At 71.0% G+C, this 21,532-nt stretch carries 16 protein-coding genes; 12 read left to right on the plus strand and 4 right to left on the minus strand.

All coding sequences use genetic code 11. From position 1 onward, the window contains the following. The first annotated feature begins 36 nt into the window (after positions 1-36). The 6 genes from uvrB (at position 37) to aroQ (ending at position 7,973) form a co-directional block, all read left to right on the plus strand. Positions 37-2,202 (plus strand): excinuclease ABC subunit UvrB, encoded by a 2,166-nt coding sequence (gene uvrB / locus ACFY3J_RS03545; RefSeq protein ID WP_384180472.1) that lies wholly within the window; start codon positions 37-39, stop codon positions 2,200-2,202. A 132-nt stretch (positions 2,203-2,334) separates the two neighbouring features. Next, positions 2,335-2,913, plus strand: coding sequence for a TerD family protein (locus ACFY3J_RS03550; protein ID WP_376410016.1), 579 nt, complete (start codon positions 2,335-2,337; stop codon positions 2,911-2,913). Between the two features lie 81 nt (positions 2,914-2,994). Next, positions 2,995-5,067, plus strand: coding sequence for a TerD family protein (locus ACFY3J_RS03555; RefSeq protein WP_390840113.1), 2,073 nt, complete (start codon positions 2,995-2,997; stop codon positions 5,065-5,067). A 176-nt stretch (positions 5,068-5,243) separates the two neighbouring features. Continuing rightward, positions 5,244-6,248, plus strand: coding sequence for a TerC/Alx family metal homeostasis membrane protein (locus tag ACFY3J_RS03560; RefSeq protein ID WP_384180477.1), 1,005 nt, complete (start codon positions 5,244-5,246; stop codon positions 6,246-6,248). Between the two features lie 67 nt (positions 6,249-6,315). Continuing rightward, positions 6,316-7,419: a calcium:proton antiporter gene (locus ACFY3J_RS03565; RefSeq protein WP_384180512.1), complete on the plus strand. Its 1,104-nt coding sequence runs from the start codon at positions 6,316-6,318 to the stop codon at positions 7,417-7,419. Positions 7,420-7,487: 68 nt separating this feature from the next. Then, positions 7,488-7,973, plus strand: coding sequence for a type II 3-dehydroquinate dehydratase (gene aroQ / locus ACFY3J_RS03570; RefSeq protein ID WP_384180479.1), 486 nt, complete (start codon positions 7,488-7,490; stop codon positions 7,971-7,973). Positions 7,974-8,245: 272 nt separating this feature from the next. On the opposite strand, the gene ACFY3J_RS03575 is transcribed toward aroQ, so the two are convergent. Both ACFY3J_RS03575 and ACFY3J_RS03580 read right to left on the minus strand, forming a co-directional pair. After that, on the minus strand, positions 8,246-8,902 hold the full coding sequence (locus tag ACFY3J_RS03575; RefSeq protein WP_384180481.1) for an MBL fold metallo-hydrolase: 657 nt from the start codon (positions 8,900-8,902) through the stop codon (positions 8,246-8,248). Positions 8,903-8,950: 48 nt separating this feature from the next. Beyond that, complete coding sequence (locus ACFY3J_RS03580; RefSeq protein ID WP_384180483.1) at positions 8,951-9,637, minus strand: maleylpyruvate isomerase family mycothiol-dependent enzyme; 687 nt, start codon at positions 9,635-9,637, stop codon at positions 8,951-8,953. 234 nt (positions 9,638-9,871) lie between these two features. Here ACFY3J_RS03580 and uvrA point away from each other — a divergent pair, with 234 nt between their 5' ends. Further along, positions 9,872-12,892: an excinuclease ABC subunit UvrA gene (uvrA, locus tag ACFY3J_RS03585; protein ID WP_384180485.1), complete on the plus strand. Its 3,021-nt coding sequence runs from the start codon at positions 9,872-9,874 to the stop codon at positions 12,890-12,892. A gap of 65 nt (positions 12,893-12,957) precedes the next feature. Here uvrA and ACFY3J_RS03590 read toward each other — a convergent pair whose 3' ends face one another. Continuing rightward, positions 12,958-13,869 (minus strand): carbohydrate kinase, encoded by a 912-nt coding sequence (locus ACFY3J_RS03590; protein ID WP_390840117.1) that lies wholly within the window; start codon positions 13,867-13,869, stop codon positions 12,958-12,960. A 166-nt stretch (positions 13,870-14,035) separates the two neighbouring features. Between ACFY3J_RS03590 and ACFY3J_RS03595 the strand changes: the two genes are divergently transcribed. Continuing rightward, on the plus strand, positions 14,036-14,464 hold the full coding sequence (locus tag ACFY3J_RS03595; protein WP_384180489.1) for a Rieske 2Fe-2S domain-containing protein: 429 nt from the start codon (positions 14,036-14,038) through the stop codon (positions 14,462-14,464). Positions 14,465-14,487: 23 nt separating this feature from the next. On the opposite strand, the gene ACFY3J_RS03600 is transcribed toward ACFY3J_RS03595, so the two are convergent. After that, positions 14,488-15,435 (minus strand): hypothetical protein, encoded by a 948-nt coding sequence (locus ACFY3J_RS03600; RefSeq protein ID WP_384180491.1) that lies wholly within the window; start codon positions 15,433-15,435, stop codon positions 14,488-14,490. A 275-nt stretch (positions 15,436-15,710) separates the two neighbouring features. Here ACFY3J_RS03600 and uvrC point away from each other — a divergent pair, with 275 nt between their 5' ends. From uvrC to whiA, 4 genes are read left to right on the plus strand one after another with little or no spacing between them, the layout of a single operon-like run. Beyond that, a complete protein-coding gene (gene uvrC, locus ACFY3J_RS03605) occupies positions 15,711-17,855 on the plus strand; it encodes an excinuclease ABC subunit UvrC (RefSeq protein ID WP_390840118.1) in 2,145 nt (714 codons plus the stop codon). Next, complete coding sequence (rapZ, locus tag ACFY3J_RS03610) at positions 17,852-18,853, plus strand: RNase adapter RapZ (RefSeq protein ID WP_384180495.1); 1,002 nt, start codon at positions 17,852-17,854, stop codon at positions 18,851-18,853. Before uvrC ends, rapZ begins: the two co-directional genes overlap by 4 nt. Continuing rightward, the gene (gene yvcK, locus ACFY3J_RS03615) at positions 18,850-19,944 is read left to right on the plus strand and encodes a uridine diphosphate-N-acetylglucosamine-binding protein YvcK (protein WP_384180497.1); all 1,095 of its coding nucleotides are present in this window, start codon (positions 18,850-18,852) and stop codon (positions 19,942-19,944) included. The genes rapZ and yvcK overlap by 4 nt, the downstream gene beginning before the upstream one ends. Next, positions 19,935-20,924 carry a DNA-binding protein WhiA gene (whiA, locus tag ACFY3J_RS03620; RefSeq protein WP_141362000.1) on the plus strand — a complete coding sequence of 330 codons (990 nt, stop codon included), beginning with the start codon at positions 19,935-19,937 and terminating at the stop codon, positions 20,922-20,924. The genes yvcK and whiA overlap by 10 nt, the downstream gene beginning before the upstream one ends. Positions 20,925-21,532: the final 608 nt, after the last annotated feature.

The following is a 21,532-nucleotide window of genomic DNA, read 5'->3' on the forward strand; positions in this document are numbered from 1 at the left end:
GACCCGTTGTCAGTGGTGGGTCGTACGGTGGATGTCATGCGGCCCGTCTCTCACATCGAACGCACGGTGGCGCCCTTCGAGGTCGTCAGCCCCTACCAGCCCAGCGGCGACCAGCCGCAGGCCATCGCCGAACTCGCCCAGCGCATCGAGGCGGGGGAGCCGGACGTCGTCCTGCTCGGCGCCACCGGCACCGGAAAGTCCGCCACCACGGCGTGGATGATCGAGAAGCTGCAGCGCCCGACCCTCGTGATGGCGCCGAACAAGACGCTCGCCGCCCAGCTGGCCAACGAGTTCCGCGAACTGCTGCCGAACAACGCGGTCGAATACTTCGTCTCGTACTACGACTACTACCAGCCCGAGGCCTACGTCCCGCAGTCGGACACCTACATCGAAAAGGACTCCTCGATCAACGAGGAGGTCGAGCGCCTGCGCCACTCGGCGACCAACTCGCTGCTCACCCGTCGCGACGTCGTCGTGGTCGCCTCCGTCTCCTGCATCTACGGCCTGGGCACGCCGCAGGAGTACGTGGACCGTATGGTGCCCCTCCGGATCGGCGACGAGATCGACCGCGACGAGCTGCTGCGCCGCTTCGTGGACATCCAGTACACGCGCAACGACATGGCCTTCACCCGCGGCACCTTCCGGGTGCGCGGCGACACCATCGAGATCTTCCCGGTCTACGAGGAGCTGGCCGTCCGTATCGAGATGTTCGGCGACGAGATCGAGGCGCTGTCGACCCTGCATCCCCTCACCGGCGAGATCATCAGCGACGACCAGCAGCTGTACGTCTTCCCGGCCTCGCACTACATCGCCGGCCCCGAGCGCATGGAGCGGGCGATCAGGGGCATCGAGAAGGAGCTCGAGGAGCGCCTGGCCGAGCTGGAGAAGCAGGGCAAGCTGCTGGAGGCCCAGCGGCTGCGGATGCGCACCACCTACGACATCGAGATGCTCCGCCAGATCGGCACCTGTTCCGGCGTGGAGAACTACTCGATGCACTTCGACGACCGCGCGCCCGGCACCCCGCCCAACACCCTGCTCGACTACTTCCCGGACGACTTCCTGCTCGTCATCGACGAGTCGCACGTCACCGTGCCCCAGATCGGCGCGATGTACGAGGGCGACGCCTCCCGCAAGCGCACCCTCGTCGAGCACGGCTTCCGGCTGCCGTCCGCCCTGGACAACCGCCCGCTGAAGTGGGAGGAGTTCCAGAAGCGCATCGGACAGACGGTGTACCTGTCGGCGACGCCGGGCACGTACGAGCTGTCCCGCTCGGACGGGCAGGTCGAGCAGATCATCCGCCCCACCGGCCTGGTCGACCCGCAGGTCGTCGTCAAGCCCACCGAGGGCCAGATCGACGACCTGGTGCACGAGATCCGCGGGCGCGTGGAGAAGGACGAGCGCGTCCTGGTCACCACGCTGACCAAGAAGATGGCCGAGGACCTGACGGACTACTTCCTGGAACTCGGCATCCAGGTGCGCTACCTGCACAGCGACGTCGACACCCTGCGCCGGGTCGAGCTGCTGCGCGAGCTGCGCAGCGGCGAGTTCGACGTCCTGGTCGGCATCAACCTGCTGCGTGAGGGCCTCGACCTGCCCGAGGTGTCACTGGTGGCGATCCTCGACGCCGACAAGGAGGGCTTCCTGCGCTCGGGCACCTCGCTGATCCAGACCATCGGCCGCGCGGCGCGCAACGTCTCCGGCCAGGTCCACATGTACGCCGACAAGATCACCCCGGCGATGGAGAAGGCCATCGAGGAGACCAACCGCCGCCGGGAGAAGCAGATCGCGTACAACAAGGCGAAAGGCATCGACCCGCAGCCGCTGCGCAAGAAGATCAACGACATCGTCGCGCAGATCGCCCGCGAGGAGGTCGACACCGAGCAGCTGCTCGGCACCGGGTACCGCAAGGGGAAGGATGGCAAGGGCGCGAAGACCCCCGTGCCGTCCCGCGGCGAGAACGGCGCCAAGGCCGCCGGTGCCGCAAAGCCGGCCAAATCCGCCAAGCCCGCCAAGGGCAAGGCGAAGGAGACGGTGCCCACCGACCGTCCCGCCGCCGAACTCGCCGAGCAGATCGAGGAGATGACGGAGCGGATGCGCGCCGCCGCAGCGGACCTCCAGTTCGAGGTCGCGGCCCGGTTGCGCGACGAGGTCGCGGAGATGAAGAAGGAACTGCGTCAGATGCGCGAGGCGGGACTGTCCTGACCGACTGCGCTGTGTTGCAAGACCGACACAAAGTGCGGACCCGTGTGCGGCGGAGGCGCTGCCTCTGCGTAGGGTTCTTGGCAGCCGCGGTACCGGCGGCGACAGGGGCGTAGCTCGAGAGGGGAATCAGCCGTGACCGTCAACTTGACCAAGGGTCAGGCCATCAGTCTGCAGAAGAACGACGGGGGCAGCCTGACCGCGGTCCGTATGGGTCTCGGCTGGCAGGCCGCTCCGCGCCGGGGCCTGTTCGGCTCGCGCACGCGCGAGATCGACCTCGACGCCTCCGCCGTGCTCTTCGCCGAGAAGCAGCCGGTCGACGTCGTCTTCTTCCGCCACCTGGTGAGCGACGACGGCTCCGTGCGCCACACCGGCGACAACCTGGTCGGCGGCGCGGGCCAGGGCGGCGACGACGAGTCGATCCTCGTCGACCTCCAGCGCGTCCCGGTCCACATCGACCAGATCGTCTTCACCGTGAACTCCTTCACGGGCCAGACCTTCCAGGAGGTGCAGAACGCGTTCTGCCGCCTGGTCGACGAGACCAATGGCCAGGAACTCGCCCGCTACACCCTGGCCGGCGGTGGCAACTACACCGCCCAGATCATGGCGAAGGTGCACCGCGTGAACGGCGCCTGGACGATGACGGCCCTCGGCGTCCCCGCCAACGGCCGCACCTTCCAGGACCTGATGCCGACGATCCTGCCGCACCTGTAGAACGGCCCGAACGGTCCGAACGGTTCGGATTGTCCGGACGGTCGGCGCACGACAGCACATGACACCAGGGGGACGAAGGCGATGACGGCCGAGCTGGTGCGGGGGCAGAACCACCCGCTCTCCGAGGTCCGCCTGGAGATCCGGATCTCGGCCGGCTGTCCGGTCGTGGCGGCGGCCACGCTCAGCGACGACAGCGGCAGGGCGCGGGACGCCGAGTGGGTGGTGCACCCCGGCGCTCCCGTCCTGCCCGGTCTGGAGGTCTCGCGCCAGGCTGCCGCCGACCACCGGCTCGCCATCGACCTGGGTGCCATACCCGAGGCGGTGCACCGCGTCGACGTGCTGTTGGCCCTGCCCGCCGCGGGTGGGGGCCCGACCCGGTTCGGCGCGGTCGCCGCCCCCTTCGTGGCGGTCACCGGCCCGGACGGCACCGAACTCGTCAGCTACACGATCACCGGCCTGGACGCCGAGTCCGCCGTGATCGCCGTGGAGCTGTACCGCCGCCAGGACGCCTGGAAAGTGCGCGCCGTCGGCCAGGGCTACGCGGGCGGCCTCACCGAACTTCTCACCGACCTGGGACTGACCCGGGCCGCTGAACTGGCCACCGCCGCCGAGGAGGCGGTGGCCGAGGGGCTGGCCCGCTCGGTGGCGGCACCCCCGCCCCGCACGACGGATGACGCCCGTTCCCACCAGGCCTCCGCGCCGCCCCGGCCGAACCCGGCTGCTTCCGTTCCCTCCCATGAGGGTTCTTCCCGCGAGGGACAGGTCTCCGGGACCGCCGGCCCCTCGGTGCCGCAGCCCGCGGTCCCCGGGGGATCCGGAGACGGGACCCCCGCGGCCGGACCAACGACATCGGTGCCCGCGGGCGGAACCATCGACTACCGGCACCCGCGGCGACAGCCCGCACCCCCGCCCCCGCCCGGACAGCCCGCACCCACGCCCCGACAGCCGTCGGCCCCGTCCGGACAGCCCGCGGCGCCGCCGGCCGCACCGGCCGCGGGTCCCGGCCGCGACGGGCACCCCGCGCGGCCCGTCGCGGGGGACGCGACCGGCTGGTCGATGGAGGAGCGGCTCTACAACCAGGTCTGGGGGATGTTCGAGGACCTGGCCCGCACTACGGCCGCCTACCGCAGTGCCGTCGACTTCGCCGAGTCGCGTATGGAGAAGGAGCTGGACCAGGTCCTGTCCGACCCGCGCAGTCGCATCGGCGGTCAGGGCGATGCCGCCCGGGAGGCGGCCCGTGCCAAGCACGCGCGGCTCGTCGACCAGGCCAGAGCGTCGCTCGACAGAGACCTGGCCCAGCTCACCGACGAGTCCGAGGTCGTCGAGCCGGCCCTGCCGGCGGCGTACGCCCGCTGGGACAACCCGGTCTGGCACGGCTACCGCGTGCCGATGGAGATGCCCATGGCGGTACGCCTCGGCGATCTCCACCTGCCCGAGGACCCGTCCCTGCGCGTCCCCATGCTGATCCGGCTGCCGCTGGAGCGCGGCCTGTGGATCGACAGCGGCCGCTGGGCGTCCCCCGACGAATCCTTCGCGGACGCGGGCGAGCGGCGCCGCCTGGCGATGGAGGCGGCCGTGGCGCACGCGGCCCGGCTGATCGCCGTCTACCCGGCGGGCGAGTTCGGCGTCCATGTCATCGACCCGGCCGGATCAGGAGCGCAGGCACTCGCGCCCCTGGTGCGCACGGGGGTGCTCGCGGGGCCGCCCGCGGCCGGCGCCGCCGGGGTCGCGGACGTCCTGAGCCGGCTCACCCAGAGGGTCGACCTGGTGCAGATGGCCGTGCGCGGGGGCGCGCCGGACGCGCTGCCGCACGGCTTCGACGCCGCCGAACAGTTGCTGATCGTCAACGACTTCCCGCACGGCTTCGACGACCGTGCCGTGACCCAGCTGCGCTACCTCGCCGACGAGGGCCCGGCCGTGGGCGTCCACCTGATGATGGTCGCCGACCGTGAGGACGCCGCTGCCTACGGCCCGTTGCTCGACCCGCTGTGGCGTTCGCTGATGCGACTGACCCCGGTGCCCGACGACCACCTCGCCGACCCCTGGGTCGGACACGCGTGGACGTACGAGCCGCCGGTGGTGCCGCCGGGCAGCCAGGTGCTCCAACTGGTGCTCACCGAGGTCGCGGCGGCCCGGCGCGACTGGAACCGTTGAGCGGTCGCGACTGGGGCCTCAGTCGCCTCAGTGGTCGCGACTGGAACCGCTGAGCCCGGGTACACGTCCCGCACCACCCCTTACCAAGGAATCGTAAACCACTCTGACCTGCGACTTTGATCTTTTCTTTGCCTTGCTCTTTACCATTCCTTGGGGTTCGGGTACCGTTTTGTCCCGTGAATGTCTCGTTGTCCCTGTGGGTCCTGACCATCATCGGCCTGGCCGCCCTGATCGCCGTCGACTTCTTCATCGGCCGCAAACCCCATGACGTGTCGATCAAGGAAGCCGGGATCTGGACGGCCGTCTGGGTCGTCCTGGCCGGTCTCTTCGGGCTCGGTCTGCTCGTCTTCGGCGGCGGCCGGCCGGCCGGCGAGTTCTTCGCCGGCTTCATCACCGAGAAGTCGCTGAGCGTCGACAACCTCTTCGTCTTCGTCCTGATCATGGCCAAGTTCGCCGTGCCGTCGCACTACCAGCGACGGGTGCTGATGATCGGCGTCCTCATAGCCCTGGTGCTGCGGGCCGGCTTCATCGCCGCCGGAGCCGCGATCATCGCGAGCTTCTCGTGGGTGTTCTTCCTCTTCGGCGCCTTCCTGATCTGGACCGCCTGGAAGCTCATCCAGGAGGCCCGCTCCGGCGGGGACGAGGAAGAGGATTTCGAGGAGAACAAGCTGCTCAAGGCCGCCGAGCGCCGCTTCGGCGTGGCCGACCGCTACCACGGCACCCGGCTGTGGATCCGGCAGAACGGCAAGCGGGTGATGACGCCGATGCTGGTCGTGATGCTCGCGATCGGCACCACCGACATCCTGTTCGCCCTCGACTCCATCCCCGCGATCTTCGGCCTCACCCAGGACCCGTACATCGTCTTCACCGCCAACGCCTTCGCACTGATGGGCCTCCGGCAGCTGTACTTCCTGATAGGCGGCCTGCTCAAGAAGCTGGTCCACCTGTCCTACGGCCTGTCGGTGATCCTCGGCTTCATCGGCGTCAAGCTGGTGCTGCACGCGCTGCACGAGTCCGGCGTGCATGTCCCCCAGATCAGCATCCCGGTCTCCCTCGGCGTGATCTGCGCGGTTCTGGCCGTCACCACCGTCACCAGCCTGATTGCTGCCAGGAAACAGGCTGAGGCGGAGGAGGTGCAGGAACATCACGACGACGAGACGAAGGACCGTGTGAATGCTTGATCGCCAGGACGAGGCACGAGCGGGCACCGCGCATGCGAAGGACCCGCAACCCTGTAAGGATCGAGACGTGATCCCGCGGCTCAGGGACTTCCTCATGGCGCAGTGGACGGCCATTGTGCCGGTGCTCGCGGTCGTCCTCCTGGTCTTCACCTGGGGTCGTTCCCTGCCCGGTGGGATCGTCGGGCTGCTGACCCTGATCCTGGCTGGCGCGGTCCTGGCCGCGGTGCACCACGCCGAGATCGTCGCCCACCGGGTGGGCGAACCCTTCGGCTCCCTCATCCTCGCGGTCGCCGTCACAGTCATCGAGGTCGCGCTCATCGTGACCTTGATGATCGACGGCGGTGACAAGAGCGCCACGCTCGCCCGCGACACCGTGTTCGCTGCGGTGATGATCACCTGTAACGGCATCGTCGGTCTGAGCCTGCTCGTGGGCTCGCTGCGTCACAAGGTCGCCATCTTCAATCCCGAGGGCTCCGGCGCGGCCCTCGCGACGGTCGCCACCCTGGCCACTCTCTGCCTCGTGCTGCCGACCTTCACCACCAGCAAGCCCGGACCGGAGTACTCCCCGGCCCAACTCACCTTCGCCGCGCTGGCGTCCCTGGTGCTCTACGGACTGTTTGTCACGACCCAGACCGTGCGCCACCGCTCGTACTTCCTCCCTCTGACCCGCCAGGGCGAGGTCATCTCGGCCCCGGAACACATCGAAAAGCCCACCACCCGGGTCACTCTCACCAGCCTCGCCCTGCTCGGTATGGCCCTTGTGGGCGTCGTAGGCCTGGCCAAGGGCGTGTCGCCCACCATCGAAACCGCCATCGACAGCGCCGGCCTGCCGCACGCCGTGGTGGGTGTGCTCATCGCGCTGCTCATCCTGCTGCCGGAGACGATCGCCGCAGTGCGCGCCGCCCGCCGCGACAGGGTGCAGATCAGCCTGAATCTCGGGCTCGGCTCGGCCATGGCCAGTATCGGCCTCACCATCCCCGCGGTGGCGATCGCGTCGTTCTGGCTGCCAGGGCCGCTGATGCTGGGCCTCGGAGCCACCCATATGGTGCTGCTCGCGCTGACCATCGTCGTCGGCACCCTCACCGTGGTCCCGGGGCGGGCCACCCCCTTGCAGGGCGGTGTCCATCTGGTTCTGCTGGCCGCCTATTTGGAACTGGCGATCAATCCTTAGCGGCGGACGGGCCTCCGGTGCCGCGTGATAGACCTCCACCGAAGCACCGATCTCACCGGAGGCCCGATATGACCCGTCCCGCCCGCACCCTCGCGACCGCGCCGATCATGGTCCTGAACGGCCCCAACCTGAACCTGCTCGGGCAGCGGCAGCCGGAGATCTACGGCTCCGACACGCTCGGGGACGTCGAGGCGCTGTGCGCCAAGGCAGCCGCGGCGCACGGCGGCACGGTCGACTTCCGCCAGTCCAACCACGAGGGCGAACTGGTCGACTGGATCCACGAGGCCCGGCTGAACCACTGCGGAATCGTCATCAACCCCGCCGCCTACTCGCACACCTCCGTCGCCATTCTCGACGCGCTCAACACCTGCGACGGGATGCCGGTGGTGGAGGTGCACATCTCCAACATCCATCAGCGCGAGCAGTTCCGGCACCACTCCTACGTCTCCCTGCGCGCCGACGGCGTCATCGCCGGGTGTGGAGTGCAGGGCTACGCGTTCGCGGTGGAGCGGGTCGCGGCACTGGCCGGCGCACAGCGGGCGGCCGACGCGTAGCCGCCCGCGACGCGTGGCCGGGGTCGCCGGTCGAGGGCGGGCAGAAGACCGGCGGCCCGTACCGCGCGGGAGCCGTCTTCCCGCGCGGGCTGCCCCCAGTCGACTGCGCGACGACGCGGAGGGGGAGCGGGTACGTGCCGCCGCTGTGTGTGCGGGGTTCACACGGGGTGCACGGGGCGCACGGGCGGGGAGCGGCGTGCGGCTGTACGCCGCCCGTTCACCACCAGCCGCCCGTTCACCACCAGCCGCCCGCTCACCACCCCGCGGCCCGTTCACCAGCCGCGCGCGTGCCACTCCGGAAGATGCGGGCGCTCGGCGCCCAGCGTGGTGTCGTTGCCGTGGCCCGGGTAGACCCAGGTCTCGTCCGGGAGGACGTCGAAGATCTTCGTCTCCACGTCGTGGATCAGGCTGGCGAACGCCTTCGGGTCCTTGCGGGTGTTGCCCACCCCGCCGGGGAAGAGGCAGTCGCCCGTGAACACGTGCGGATGCCCGTGCGGGTCGTCGTAGACCAGCGCGATCGAGCCGGGGGTGTGGCCGACGAGGTGGCGCGCGGTGAGTTCCACCTGCCCCACCCGCACGGTGTCCCCGTCGCCCACGAGGACGTCGGTCGGCACCGGGATGCCCTCGGCGTCGTCCCGTCCCGCGTACGTACGCGCGCGCGTGGCCGCCACGACCTCCGCCAGCGCCTGCCAGTGGTCGGCGTGCCGGTGGGTGGTGACGACGGAGGCGATGCCGTCGTCACCGATCATGCCGAGCAGCGTGTGCGCGTCGTTCGCCGCGTCGATCAGCAGTTGCTCGTCCGTGGCCCGGCAGCGCAGCAGATAGGCGTTGTTGTCCATCGGGCCGACCGCGATCTTGGTGATCATCAGGTCCTTCAGCTCGTGCACGTCCGCCGGGCCGCCGACCTTCACCTCTCCGCTGTACGTCATGGCCGTCAGCCTATAGCGAGGGCAGCCGCCCGGGGACCGCGCACGCGGCTACAGCGGCGGCAGTGCCGGGAGCGCGCCGCCCGCCACCGTCAGGGCGGATCCGTCGCGGCGCCCCGCGAGCCAGCCGAGCAGGTCCGCCCGGCCCCCCGTGACGGTGACCGCGGGCTCGTCCGCCTCCCGGCCCGTGTCCCACGCGTGCGTGCCGTCCGTCAGCCGGGCCGACGGCACGTCCGGGTGCCCGGAGAACCGCTGGGCCAGGAACTCGATCTCCCGCTCGACGAACTCCGCAGGCAGGTCCTCGAGCTCGTGGCCGATGCCGAGGTCCACGTGGTGCAGCTCGACCTCCACCCAGCGCCGGAAGGGCACCCGGGACGCGGAGTCGGTGACGCCGTTGCGCAGCTCCACGGTCCGCGACCAGTCCGCGGGCTCGGCCGCCGTCCGCCGGAAGCGGGCCGCGGTGTCGCGCACGTCGGCGAGCTGGACGTCGAGGGGGCGCGGGGCGTCCCGCTCGATGTCGGCGTCCCGGGCCTCGGCGGACGCGTACATGGGACGGCCCTCGAAAACGTTCACCAGCGCGTCCGCGTTGCGGGCGAGGTGGGCCAGGATGTGGCCCCGGGTCCAGCCGGGCAGTCGTGACTGGTCGGTCACAGCCGCGTTGTCCAGCTTGCCGACAGCGGTCAGCAGTCGTTCGGTTGCGTCCTGCACAGACGCCAGGTCGCGCGCGTGATCAATCATGACGCCGACCCTAGTCCCACCACACCTTCGGGTGAAGGCGGTGAAGGACGGCCGTAAATCGAATGCACGTGCTATAAGGTCGGGTGCGGCATCGGGCATGCTGGAGAGCCGGGGATTGTTGTGTATCCGGGCGCATCCGGGAATCCCGCCCGGCGTTGTCAGTGGCTCCCCCTAGTCTGAGAAAGCACGGGGGCCCCGCCCCTGTCACTTCTCTCAAGAAAGGTGCGGACCGGCGTGGCCGACCGTCTCATCGTCCGTGGCGCGCGCGAGCACAACCTGAAGAACGTCTCGCTCGACCTGCCTCGGGACTCGCTCATCGTCTTCACGGGCCTGTCCGGGTCGGGCAAGTCCTCCCTGGCCTTCGACACCATCTTCGCCGAGGGCCAGCGGCGCTATGTGGAGTCGCTCTCCTCGTACGCCCGCCAGTTCCTCGGCCAGATGGACAAGCCGGACGTCGACTTCATCGAGGGCCTCTCGCCGGCGGTCTCCATCGACCAGAAGTCGACCTCGCGCAACCCGCGCTCGACGGTCGGCACCATCACCGAGGTCTACGACTACCTGCGCCTGCTCTTCGCCCGCATCGGCAAGCCGCACTGCCCCGAGTGCGGCCGGCCGATCTCACGGCAGTCGCCGCAGGCCATCGTCGACAGGGTGCTCGAGCTGCCGGAGGGAAGCCGCTTCCAGGTGCTCTCGCCGCTGGTGCGCGAGCGTAAGGGCGAGTTCGTCGACCTTTTCGCCGACCTCCAGACCAAGGGCTACTCCCGCGCGCGCGTGGACGGCGAGACCATCCAGCTCTCCCACCCTCCCACGCTGAAGAAGCAGGAGAAGCACACCATCGAGGTGGTCGTCGACCGCCTCACGGTCAAGGACTCCGCCAAGCGCCGCCTCACCGACTCCGTCGAGACCGCGCTCGGCCTGTCCGGCGGCATGGTCGTGCTCGACTTCGTCGACCTGCCCGAGGACGACCCCGAGCGCGAGCGGATGTACTCGGAGCACCTGTACTGCCCGTACGACGACCTGTCCTTCGAGGAGATGGAGCCCCGTTCCTTCTCCTTCAACTCGCCCTTCGGCGCCTGCCCCGAGTGCACCGGCATCGGCACCCGCATGGAGGTCGACCCGGAGCTGATCGTCCCGGACGAGGAGAAGACCCTCGACGAGGGCGCCATCCACCCCTGGTCGCACGGGCACACCAAGGACTACTTCGGCCGGCTGGTCGGCGCCCTCGCCGACGCCCTCGGCTTCCGCACCGACATCCCCTTCGCGGGCCTGCCGCAGCGCGCCAAGAAGGCCCTGCTCTACGGCCACAGGACGCAGATCGAGGTCCGCTACCGCAACCGGTACGGGCGCGAGCGCGTCTACACCACGCCCTTCGAGGGCGCCGTGCCGTTCGTGAAGCGCCGGCACAGCGAGGCCGAGAGCGACGCCAGCCGCGAGCGCTTCGAGGGCTACATGCGCGAGGTGCCCTGCCCCACCTGCGAGGGCACGCGCCTGAAGCCGGTCGTCCTCGCGGTCACGCTCATGGGCAAGTCGATCGCCGAGATCTCCGCGATGTCCATCAGCGACTGCGCGGACTTCCTGCGCGGGCTGAAGCTGGACGCGCGCGACAAGAAGATCGCCGAGCGCGTCCTCAAGGAGGTCAACGAGCGGCTGCGGTTCCTGGTCGACGTCGGCCTCGACTACCTCTCGCTGAACCGCGCGGCCGGCACGCTCTCCGGCGGCGAGGCCCAGCGCATCCGTCTGGCCACCCAGATCGGCTCCGGCCTCGTCGGCGTCCTGTACGTCCTCGACGAGCCGTCCATCGGCCTGCACCAGCGCGACAACCACCGGCTGATCGAGACCCTGGTCCGGCTGCGCGACATGGGCAACACGCTCATCGTCGTCGAGCACGACGAGGACACCATCAAGACCGCCGACTGGATCGTCGACATCGGCCCCGGCGCGGGCGAGCACGGCGGCAAGGTCGTGCACAGCGGCTCCCTGAAGGAACTGCTCGCCAACGCCGAGTCGCAGACCGGGCAGTACCTGTCCGGCCAGAAGGCGATCCCGCTGCCCGACATCCGGCGCCCGCTCGACCCGTCCCGGCAGCTCACCGTGCACGGCGCCCGGGAGAACAACCTGAAGGACATCGACGTGTCCTTCCCGCTCGGCCTGTTCACGGCGGTCACCGGAGTCTCCGGTTCCGGCAAGTCGACGCTGGTCAACGACATCCTGTACACCCACCTGGCCCGCGAGCTGAACGGCGCCCGCAACGTGCCCGGCCGGCACACGCGCGTGGACGGCGACGACCTCGTGGACAAGGTGGTGCACGTCGACCAGTCGCCCATCGGCCGCACCCCGCGGTCCAACCCGGCGACGTACACCGGCGTCTTCGACCACATCCGCAAGCTCTTCGCCGAGACCACCGAGGCGAAGGTCCGGGGCTACCAGCCCGGCCGCTTCTCCTTCAACGTCAAGGGCGGGCGCTGCGAGAACTGCGCGGGCGACGGCACCATCAAGATCGAGATGAACTTCCTGCCGGACGTCTACGTCCCCTGCGAGGTCTGCCACGGCGCCCGCTACAACCGGGAGACCCTGGAAGTCCACTACAAGGGCAAGTCCATCGCCGACGTGCTCAACATGCCGATCGAGGAGGCGACCGAGTTCTTCGAGGCGGTCCCGGCGATCGCCCGCCACCTCAAGACCCTCAAGGACGTCGGCCTGGGTTACGTCCGGCTCGGGCAGTCCGCGACCACCCTGTCCGGCGGTGAGGCGCAGCGCGTGAAGCTCGCCAGCGAGCTGCAGCGCCGCTCCACCGGGCGCACGGTCTACGTCCTGGACGAGCCCACCACCGGTCTGCACTTCGAGGACATCAGCAAGCTGCTGAAGGTGCTGTCCGGACTGGTCGACAAGGGCAACACGGTCATCGTCATCGAGCACAACCTCGATGTGATCAAGACCGCCGACTGGGTCGTCGACATGGGCCCCGAGGGCGGCGCCGGCGGTGGCCTGGTCATCGCCGAGGGCACGCCCGAGCAGGTCGCCGGCGTCCCGGCCAGCCACACCGGGAAGTTCCTGCGCGAGATCCTGCAGCCGGACCGGATCAGCGATGCCGCGTCCTCGGGCAAGGCCCCGCGCGGGACCGCCGTCAAGAAGGCCGTCGCGGCCGCGTCGACGACCCGCAAGACCGCCACGGCGAAGACGACGACCAAGGCCAACAGCACGGCGAGCAAGAAGGCGACGCCCGCGAAGAAGACGACGCGGGCCCGCAAGGCCTGAGTCACCGTCCGACAGGCCACAGCGCCCCGCGGGTACTCCCGCGGGGCGCTGCTCGCACCGGAGGCCTACGGCGCGCCGACCTCCGCCGCGTACGGCGGCTCCGCTCCCGCGCGCGAGCAGGTGATCGCCGCCGCGCGGGCCGCGAACCGCAGCAGCCGGCTCCAGCCCGAGGCCCCGAGGCCCGCGAGGCCCTCGGGGGAGAGGGCGTCCTGCACGGCCAGTCCGTGCAGCAGGGCCGCGTTCACGGTGTCGCCCGCGCCGATGGTGTCGACGACGTCGACCTTCTCGCCCGGAACGGAGTGCTCCGCGCCGTCCCGGGTGTACGCGGTGAGCCCGTCGCCGCCGTGGGTGATCACCACCGCCCCGGGCCCGGCGGCCAGCCACTCGCGCGGAGTGCCGCCCAGCCACCCCGCGTCCTCCTCGGAGAGCTTCAGCAGCGACACCGAGGGCAGCCAGCTCGCGAAACGCGCCCGGTAGGCGTCCGCGTCCGCGATCAGTCCGGGCCGGACGTTCGGGTCCAGCGCGGTGAACACACCCTGCGCGGACGCCGTCCGCATCAGCTCCTCGTAGGCGCTCGCGCCCGGCTCCAGCACCAGCGAACAGGTGCCGAAGGACACCGCGCGGGTTCCGGCGGGAAGGGCGGCGGGGGCCGTGAACAGACGGTCGGCGGTGCCGTCGACGTAGAACGAGTACGCGGCGGAGCCGTCGATGCCGACCGTGGCGACCGCCAGCGTCGTCGGCTCGGCGCCGCGCTGCACACCGGACACGTCCACCCCGGCCCCCCGCAGCCCGTCGAGCAGAGCCTCGCCGAAGGCGTCGTACGACGTGCGGGAGCAGAACGCCGTGGGCGAGCCGAGGCGGCCCAGCGCGACGGCCGTGTTGTACGGGCCGCCGCCGAGCGCCGGTCTGAGGTCCGCGAGGGCGCCCCTTCCCCGCGGTACCAGGTCGATCAGGGCCTCACCGGCGACGACGATCACGAGTCGGTTCCTCTCTCGGACAGCTCGGGCCGGGAAGCTATCCCATTGCGCGCCGGAGGTAAAACGCCGGCCCGGGTCGTCCGCGTCCGTCCGACCCGCCCCCGTCCGGTCCGGGCCCGGTGGGTATCGTCGGCGTTGTCCAGCCCCTTGACCAGTGGAGGCCTTCATGTCCGGCCGCCCCTCCGCGAGCCGCCGCACGATCCTGCGGGGAGCGGCCCTCACCCCCGCCGTCGCGCTCGGGCTCACCGCCTGCGGACCGATCGGCGGCGGCGTCACGACCCCCGCCACGCCCACCGCGCCGGTCGACCTCGGCGCCGAGAGCGAGGTCCCCGAGGGCGGCGCCAAGCTGTACCGGGACCACAACGTGGTGGTCAGCCGGGACGCGGACGGCACCCTCAAGGCGTTCAGCACGATCTGCACGCACGCGCAGTGCCCGATCAACAAGCTCCAGGGGACGAAGCTGATCTGCCCCTGCCACGGCAGCGAGTTCGACGCCACGACCGGCGAGGTGGTGCGTTCCCCGGCAAGCGCGCCGCTGCCCGAACTGCCCGTGCGCGCCGAGGGCGGCAGGCTCGTCGCCGGCCCCGGCGCCTGACGTCCGCCGCCGGTCCGGCCCGCTCACTCCCAGTCCCAGCCGACCCCCACGGTTCCCGACCGCACGCGCGGCTCCACGAGGTGCACCGAACGGTGCCGCTCGCTCACCGGCAGCTCCCGGCGGCCGCTGCGCGGAGCCGCCGCCGAAGCCTGAGTGAACCGGTGGCAGCGCACCGGCAGGGTGCCGGCGTCGAACCGGACCTGAAGGGCGTACTGGCCGCCGGCGGAGGAGAACTCCCGGACGTACTCGCGCGTCGTCCCGGCCGTTCCGTCCTCCACGCCGTGCCGGAACAGGAACGTGTCGCCGGCCCGCAGCCGGGTGTCGAAGAGCAGCTCGGCCACCAGCACCCCGGTGTCGTGGTGCCGGCGTATCCGCCCGGTACGGCAGTTCTCCAGGGCCCGCACGGTCATCCGCTCCGGCGCGCAGCCCGGATCGCCGTGATGGACGGCCACGAAACGGTCCACGCCGTCCCGGTGGGCGCGCACGATGTGCTCGGACTCGCGGCCCGCGAGTTCGCGCCGCGCCCCGATCAGCACCCGCTCGTGGTGCCCGAGCACGTGCAGCCCGCCGCCGGGCGGGAAGTCGAGCTCCGCCAGCAGCCCGCGCAGCACGTCCGAGGCCCGGACCAGGGAGCGGTACGAGCGGACGGCGGTCCGCCCGCCGGCCGCGTGCTCGTCGGCGTCGGCCAGCAGCCGGATCAGCGACTCGTCCGGCAACCGCAGGATCTCCTCAAGGGCCCGTACGGCCCGCAGCGACTCCGGGCGCTGCGGGCGCCGGGCGCCCTGCTGCCAGTAGCTGAGGCTGGTGACGCCGACCTTCACCCCGTAGCGCGTCAGATGGTGCTGCACGCGCTGCAACGGCAGTCCACGAGCGGCGATCGCGGCGCGCAGCGCCACGTGGAAGGGGCCGCCTCGCAAGGCCGTGTCCAGTTCCGCGGTGGCGACGTCCGCCTGCTGTGGGGCGTGCGGCATGCGCGGGCCTTTCTGTGAAGGTGCGGGCGGCTCGGCGGACCCTTCACGCGGGTCGTCGGGGCCGCCCCGCGCGAAGGCAGGGTTCTTCACATCCGTACGCCGTCGTTCACGGCCCCGAGTTCCAACGCATTGAAGCGTGTTGACCAAGTCCCGACAACACCTGAGACCCGACAGGAGTGCGCTCCTGGCCAAGGAAGCGGCCCCGGCCGGGGCGCGCCGCGGCCCGGGTCGTGGAGGGCCGCCGCGGTGTCGGTGCTCGACAGTAGGGTTGAGTCATGGCCGACCCCTCCAGCTACCGCCCCAAGCCGGGAGACGTCCCGGACTCCCCCGGGGTCTACCGGTTCCGTGACGAGTACCGCCGGGTCATCTACGTCGGGAAGGCCAAGAGCCTGCGCCAGCGCCTGGCGAACTACTTCCAGGACCTCGCGAACCTTCACCCGCGCACCCGCAGCATGGTCACCACGGCCGCGTCCGTGGAGTGGACGGTGGTGTCCACGGAGGTCGAGGCGCTGCAGCTGGAGTACTCCTGGATCAAGGAGTACGACCCCCGGTTCAACGTCAAGTACCGCGACGACAAGAGCTACCCGTACCTCGCGGTGACGATGAACGAGGAGTTCCCTCGCGTGCAGGTGATGCGCGGCCACAAGAAGAAGGGCGTGCGCTACTTCGGGCCGTACGGGCACGCGTGGGCCATCCGCGACACAGTCGACCTGCTGCTGCGCGTCTTCCCGGTGCGCACCTGCTCGGCCGGTGTCTTCAAGAACGCCGCCCGCACCGGCCGTCCCTGCCTGCTGGGTTACATCGGCAAGTGCTCCGCGCCCTGCGTCGGCCGTGTCTCCGCCGAGGAGCACCGCGAACTGGCCGAGGACTTCAGCGACTTCATGGCCGGCCGCACCGGCACGTATCTGCGCCGCCTGGAGAAGCAGATGACGGAGGCGGCCGAGGAGATGGAGTACGAGCGGGCCGCCCGCCTGCGCGACGACATCGAGGCCCTGAAGAAGGCCATGGAGAAGAACGCGGTCGTGCTCGCCGACGCGACCGACGCCGACCTCATCGCCGTCGCCGAGGACGAGCTGGAGGCCGCGGTGCAGATCTTCCACGTGCGCGGCGGACGGGTGCGCGGCCAGCGCGGCTGGGTGACCGACAAGGTGGAGGACGTCACCACCGGCGCCCTCGTCGAGCACGCCCTGCAGCAGCTGTACGGCGAGGAGAGCGGGGACGCCGTGCCCAAGGAGGTCCTTGTCCCGGCCCTGCCCGACCCGGTCGAACCGGTCCAGGAGTGGCTCGCCGAGCGCCGCGGGTCGAACGTCTCGCTGCGCATCCCGCAGCGCGGCGACAAGAAGGCCCTCATGGAGACCGTGCAGCGCAACGCCCAGCAGGGGCTCGTCCTGCACAAGACCAAGCGCGCCTCCGACCTCACCACGCGCTCGCGTGCCCTGGAGGAGATCGCCGAGGCCCTCGACCTGGACAGCGCCCCCCTCAGGATCGAGTGCTACGACATCTCCCACCTCCAGGGCGACGACGTGGTGGCCTCCATGGTCGTCTTCGAGGACGGCCTCCAGCGCAAGAGCGAGTACCGCCGCTTCCAGATCAAGGGTCGTGCCGGAGACACGCAGCTCTGGCACGGCGAGGGCCAGGACGACGTCCGCTCCATGCACGAGGTGATCACCCGCCGCTTCCGGCGCTACCTCGCGGAGAAGGAGAAGACCGGCGAGTGGGCCGACGGTGAGGACGTCCCCGTGAACGGCTCACCCGGCGGCTCCCTCGACGGCTCGCTCGACGGCTCACCCGGCGGCCCCGTCGGTGCCCTCACCGAGGACGACGGCCGTCCCAAGCGCTTCGCCTACCCGCCCCAGCTCGTCGTCGTCGACGGCGGGCAGCCCCAGGTCGCGGCCGCCCAGCGGGCCCTGGACGAACTCGGCATCGACGACATCGCCGTGTGCGGACTGGCCAAGCGCCTGGAGGAGGTCTGGCTGCCCGGCGACGACGACCCGGTGGTCCTGCCCCGCAGCAGCGAGGGCCTGTACCTGCTGCAACGTGTGCGTGACGAGGCCCACCGGTTCGCCATCACCTATCAGCGCACCAGACGGGCCAAGCGCTTCCGGGCCGGGCCCCTGGACGACGTGCCCGGCCTCGGCGAGACACGCAAACAGGCGCTGATCAAGCATTTCGGCTCGGTGAAGCGGCTGCGGTCCGCGACAATCGACCAGATCTGCGGGGTACCCGGTATAGGCCGCAAGACGGCCGAGACCATCGCCGCGGCACTCGCCCAGGCGGCCCCGGCCGCACCCGCCGTCAACACGGCGACTGGAGAGATCATGGAAGACGTGGAAGAAGCGCCACCGGCGACGACGGCGGATGACGCGGAGACGCCCGTGTCCACGGGCGTTCCGGACGACCGACGGGGGCAGGAGACATGACCGAGCACGACGCACGGCGAAGCGCCGAGCGAGATCAGTCCCACGAGGGACCGCGCGAGGAACAGCACGAGCGCGCGTCCAAGGAAAACGGAGCACAGGTGAGTACGGGCATCGACACGGCCGGCGTCCCCGACGCGGCCATTCCCGAGCTGGTGATCATCTCCGGCATGTCCGGGGCAGGCCGGTCCACGGCCGCCAAATGTCTGGAGGACCTCGGCTGGTTCGTCGTCGACAACCTGCCGCCGGCGCTGATCCCCACCATGGTGGAACTCGGTGCCCGCTCGCAGGGCAACGTGGCACGCATCGCGGTCGTCGTCGACGTCCGCGGCCGCCGCTTCTTCGACAACCTGCGCGAGTCCCTGGCCGGCCTGGAGGCCAAGAACGTCACCCGGCGGATCGTTTTCCTGGAGTCCTCGGACGAGGCCCTGGTGCGCCGCTTCGAGTCGGTGCGCCGGCCCCACCCGCTCCAGGGCGACGGCCGCATCGTCGACGGCATCGCAGCCGAGCGTGAGCTGCTGCGCGAGCTGCGCGGCGACGCCGACCTGGTGATCGACACCTCCAGCCTCAACGTGCACGAACTGCGCGCCAAGATGGACGCCCAGTTCGCCGGCGAGGAGGAGCCCGAACTGCGGGCCACCGTGATGTCGTTCGGCTTCAAGTACGGCCTGCCGGTCGACGCCGACCTGGTCGCCGACATGCGGTTCCTGCCCAACCCGCACTGGGTCCCCGAACTGCGCCCGTACACCGGCCTGAACGACGAGGTCGCCGCGTACGTCTTCAACCAGCCCGGCGCCAAGGAGTTCCTCGACCGCTATGCCGAGCTGCTGCGGCTCATCTCGGCCGGCTACCGGCGCGAGGGCAAGCGGTACGTGACCATCGCGATCGGCTGCACGGGCGGCAAGCACCGCTCGGTGGCCATGTCGGAGAAGCTCGCCGCGCGGCTCGCGGCCGAGGGCGTGGAGACCGTCGTCGTCCACCGGGACATGGGGCGCGAGTGAGCGGACGTACTCCGCGGCTGAGCAGGCTGCGCCGGGTGGTGCCGGAGGGGCGTTCGGCACGGCAGGCGATCGCGGCGCGCGCGGGGCGCCCGGCCGAGGCCCGGGGCGGCCGGGCGCGCCGCCGCGGCGCTCAGCCCAAGGTGGTCGCCCTGGGCGGCGGCATGGGCCTGTCCGCCTCGCTCGCCGCACTGCGCCGGATCACCGGCGACCTCACGGCCGTCGTCACCGTGGCCGACGACGGGGGCTCCAGCGGGCGCCTGCGCGACGAGCTGGGCGTGCTGCCGCCCGGGGACCTGCGCAAGGCGCTGGCCGCGCTGTGCGGCGACGACGACTGGGGCCAGACCTGGGCCCGAGTGATCCAGCACCGCTTCACCTCCCAGGGCGACCTGCACGACCACGCGGTGGGCAACCTGCTGATCGTCGCCCTGTGGGAACAGCTCGGCGACCATGTCCAGGCGCTGGACCTGGTGGGCAAGCTGCTGGGGGCGCACGGGCGCGTGCTGCCCATGTCCGCCGTGCCCCTGGAGCTCCAGGCTCTGGTCAAGGGACACGACCCGGAGCGGCCCGAGGACGTCGACACCGTGCGCGGCCAGGCCACCGTCGCGCTCACCTCGGGCGAGGTGCAGTCCGTGCACCTGGTGCCGAACGACCCGCCCGCCGTGCCCGAGGCCGTCGACGCGGTCCTGGACGCGGACTGGGTGGTGCTCGGACCCGGCTCCTGGTTCTCCTCGGTCATCCCGCACCTGCTGGTGCCCGAGCTTCTGGACGCGCTCACCGAGACCAGGGCACGCCGGGTGCTGTCCCTGAACCTCGCGCCGCAGCCGGGAGAAACCGAGGGCTTCTCACCGCAGCGTCATTTGGAGGTTTTGGGACGACACGCCCCTAAACTCGCCCTGGACGTGGTGCTGGCCGACGAGGCCGCCGTGCCCGACCGCGAAGTGCTGACCGAGGCCGCCGAGCGGTTCGGCGCCGCGGTCGAGCTCGCGCCGGTGGCCCGGAGGGACGGAACTCCGCGGCACGACCCGGAGCTGCTGGCCGCCGCGTACGACCGTATTTTTCGGATGCATGGAAGGATCGGCCCATGGCGATGACGGCAGCGGTGAAGGACGAGATCTCCCGGCTCCCCGTCACCCGGACCTGCTGCAGGAAGGCGGAGGTCTCCGCCCTTCTGCGGTTCGCCGGCGGCCTCCACCTGGTCAGCGGGCGGATCGTGATCGAGGCGGAGCTGGACACAGCCATGGCGGCACGGCGCCTGAAGCGGGACATCCTGGAGATCTTCGGTCACAGCTCCGAGCTGATCGTGATGGCGCCGGGCGGGCTGCGCCGCGGCTCGCGCTACGTCGTGCGCGTCGTCGCGGGCGGTGACCAGCTGGCCCGCCAGACCGGTCTGGTCGACGGTCGGGGCCGGCCGATCCGCGGCCTGCCGCCGCAGGTGGTCTCGGGGGCCACCTGCGACGCCGAGGCGGCCTGGCGCGGTGCCTTCCTGGCCCATGGCTCGCTCACCGAGCCGGGCCGCTCCTCCTCCCTGGAGGTGACCTGCCCGGGCCCGGAGGCGGCCCTCGCGCTGGTCGGTGCCGCGCGCCGGCTGTCCATCGCCGCGAAGGCCCGGGAGGTGCGGGGCGTGGACCGGGTGGTGGTCCGTGACGGCGACGCGATCGGCGCCCTGCTGACCCGTCTGGGCGCCCACGAGTCCGTGCTGGCCTGGGAGGAGCGGCGGATGCGCCGCGAGGTGCGCGCCACGGCCAACCGCCTCGCCAACTTCGACGACGCCAACCTGCGCCGCTCGGCGCGCGCGGCCGTCGCGGCCGGCGCGCGGGTGGCCCGCGCCCTGGAGATCCTCGCCGACGACGTCCCCGAGCACCTCGCCGCCGCGGGACGCCTGCGCATGGAGCACAAGCAGGCCTCCCTGGAGGAGCTGGGCGCCCTCGCCGACCCCCCGCTGACCAAGGACGCGGTCGCCGGCCGCATCCGCCGCCTGCTGGCCATGGCCGACAAGCGGGCCTCCGACCTCGGCATCCCCGGCACCGAGGCGAACCTCGCCGACGAACTGGCGGACAACCTCGCGGGCTGACCGCCACGGGCCGGCCGACCGGCCCGGCCCCATCCTCCGACCGGATCACGTCCCGATCGTTCCCGACCGCCCTGTCGCCTCCGGTCGGCCGCGCCCTCCTGTCACGGGTCGGCCGGCACCACCCGCCCCTCGCAGGCCACCACCGGCGTGTCGCCTCACATCGACCCTCACCGCACCCCGACCGGCCGCCATCGGCCAACCAGCACCGGCTGGTTGGCCGATGGCGGCCGGTCGGTTGATATGCAACTACCGACAGTGATCGGTCCGGGTCGGGCGACACGGGTCGGCGATGGTGCTTGACAGGCTGCTCCGGTCGCCACGGGGAGGGTCGGCCGGGGTGTGGCCGGGGCGGTGTGGACGGTCCGCCGCCGCGACGGCCCTGTGGGGGAATTGACGGGTTTGTCGGAAGTCCGGATTGGCTGGAAATCATGGCATTTCTCAAGTGAGCCGAGGTGCTCACGAACGAGTGACCAACACGGTCAATTGGTATGGGCAATCCATAGCGAAATCGGGTGATCCCGGCAGCCTGCGCGAGGGGTTCGAGCCTTTGTCGAAGCCGTGCTGTCCAGGACGCGTCCGGATGTCACTTCGGAGGCCTTGGAGGGGTA

It is taken from the genome of Streptomyces sp. NPDC001231 (assembly GCF_042896885.1).
Taxonomy (GTDB): Bacteria; Actinomycetota; Actinomycetes; order Streptomycetales; family Streptomycetaceae; genus Streptomyces.